The organism is Sphingomonas sp., from assembly GCF_040398505.1.
GTDB lineage: Bacteria > Pseudomonadota > Alphaproteobacteria > Sphingomonadales > Sphingomonadaceae > Sphingomonas.
The window spans coordinates 1-2,165 of sequence record NZ_JBBATX010000188.1 but is presented as its reverse complement, the minus strand read 5'-3'; the positions used below and the strand labels follow the sequence as shown (position 1 = coordinate 2,165).

At 63.7% G+C, this 2,165-nt stretch carries 3 protein-coding genes; all 3 read left to right on the top strand.

Features of this window, described 5'->3' with window-relative positions:
• On the top strand, positions 1-1,031 hold a 1,031-nt coding region (locus ABWP09_RS14235; protein ID WP_353205777.1), incomplete at its 5' end, for a molybdopterin-dependent oxidoreductase.
• A complete protein-coding gene (locus ABWP09_RS14230; RefSeq protein WP_353205776.1) occupies positions 1,028-1,168 on the top strand; it encodes a hypothetical protein in 141 nt (46 codons plus the stop codon). The genes ABWP09_RS14235 and ABWP09_RS14230, both read left to right, overlap by 4 nt.
• The coding region (gene nuoH / locus ABWP09_RS14225) for an NADH-quinone oxidoreductase subunit NuoH (RefSeq protein ID WP_353205775.1) at positions 1,165-2,165 on the top strand (1,001 nt) is incomplete at its 3' end. The genes ABWP09_RS14230 and nuoH, both read left to right, overlap by 4 nt.

Below are 2,165 nucleotides of genomic sequence, written 5' to 3'. Positions count from 1 at the left end.
TGCTGGCGTCGTTCGGCTCGTCGCTGCTTGAAGGGCGGCAGACGGGGATGGATTACGACACCTCGTCGCTGGCGGCGGTCAATTTCAACACGACGATTGCGGGCACCGAGCGGGCCGATGTGATCCTGCTGGTCGGCACCAATGTGCGCTGGGAAGCGCCGCTGGTGAACACGCGGATCCGAAAGGCGATCAAGAAGGGCGCGAAGGTCTTCGCGATCGGGCCGGAGACCGAGCTGACCTATAAGGTCGAATGGCTCGGCGCCGATCTGGCATTGCTCGGCAATCTGCCCGAGGCGGTGATCGAGGCGTTCGGCAAGGCCGAGCGGCCGATGGTGATCGTCGGCGGGGCAGGGCTCAAGGCGCTCGGCGGCGCGCTCGCGCTGGTCGGGCCGCTGGGTCTGGTCAAGGAGGACTGGAACGGCTTCAACGTGCTCCACATGGCGGCGAGCCGGATGGGCGGGTTGATGCTCGGTTATGCGCAGAAGCGCGGCATCGCCGATGTCGTCGCGGCGGCACCGAAGCTCGCCTTCTTCCTCGGCGCGGACGAGGTCGATTTCGGGAAGTTTGCGAGCAGCTTCAAAGTCTATGTCGGCCATCATGGCGACAAGGGTGCCGCGGCGGCGGATGTGATTTTGCCGGGCGCATCCTACGCTGAAAAGTCGGGGACCTACGTTAACCTCGAAGGCCGCGTGCAACGTGGCGAGCGCGCCGTGTTCCCGCCGGGTGACGCGCGTGAGGATTGGACGATCCTCCGCGCGCTCTCGGCGGTGCTGGGCAAGTCGTTGCCGTTCGATACGCTCGACGAGCTGCGTGCGGCGATGGGCGTGGATACGCCGGCGCTCGCGACGCTGGGGCTGGCAACGTTCGACTGGGCGCCGCCTGCGCTCGATGCGACGGCTTCGGGCGAGATCGTGGGCTATCCGATCCAGGATTTCTATCTGACCAACGCGATCTGTCGCGCATCGCCGACGATGCAGCGCTGCTCGGCGGAACTGGTGCATGGCGTTGAGTTTGCGGAGGCGGCGGAATGACCTATTCCCCCCTCATCGCTTCCCCGGCGAAGGCCGGGGCCCAGTTGCGCGTGGCCGATTGGCTGGGCGCAGCGCTCAATAACTACGACCTCCGCGACTGGGCCCCGGCCTTCGCCGGGGTGGGAAATCTCGGATGACAAGTTGGACCTCCGCCACGCTCGGCTATGAAGGATCGTGGTTCCTCTGGACCATCATCGACATTTTGCTGATCGCCCTCCCGCTGATGCTGTCGGTGGCGATGATCATTTATGCCGACCGCAAGATCTGGGCGTCGATGGCGCTGCGGCGCGGGCCCAACGTCGTCGGACCGTTCGGGCTGCTACAAAGCTTTGCCGACGGGTTGAAGGTGTTCCTGCAGGAAACGATCATCCCCTCGGCCGCGAACAAGGTGCTGTTCCTGCTCGCGCCGATCATCACCTTCACGGTCGCGCTGATCGTGTGGGCGGTGGTGCCGTTCGATGAGCGCGCCGCGCTTGCCAACATCAATGTCGGCTTGCTCTACGTGCTCGCGGCGTCGTCGCTCGGCGTGTACGGCATCATCCTCGCAGGCTGGTCGTCCAATTCGAAATACCCCTTCTATTCGGCGATCCGCGCTGCGGCGCAGATGGTGAGTTACGAAGTCGCGATCGGCTTCGTGCTGATTTCGATCGTGCTGTGGAGCGGCAGCTTCAACCTGACCGACATCGTCGAGGCGCAGCGCGGCATGGGGTTCGGGCTGATCAACGGCTTCTTTATCAACCCGCTCTTGTTCCCGATGGCGGTGGTTTTCTTCATCTCCTCGCTTGCCGAAACGCAGCGTGCGCCGTTCGATCTGACCGAGGCGGAGAGCGAGCTGGTCGCGGGATATCAGACCGAATATTCGAGCATGTCGTTCGCACTGTATTGGCTCGGCGAATATGCCAACGTCATTTTGATGTGCACGCTCAACGCGACGCTGTTCTGGGGCGGGTATCTGCCGCCGCTCGACATCCCGATCCTGTACGCGGTGCCGGGCATCCTGTGGCTGTTCGCCAAGATGCTGGTGTTCTTCTTCCTGTTCAGCTGGGTGAAGGCGACCGTCCCGCGCTATCGCTACGACCAGTTGATGCGGCTGGGCTGGAAGGTGTTCCTGCCGCTGTCGCTGTTCTGGGTGTT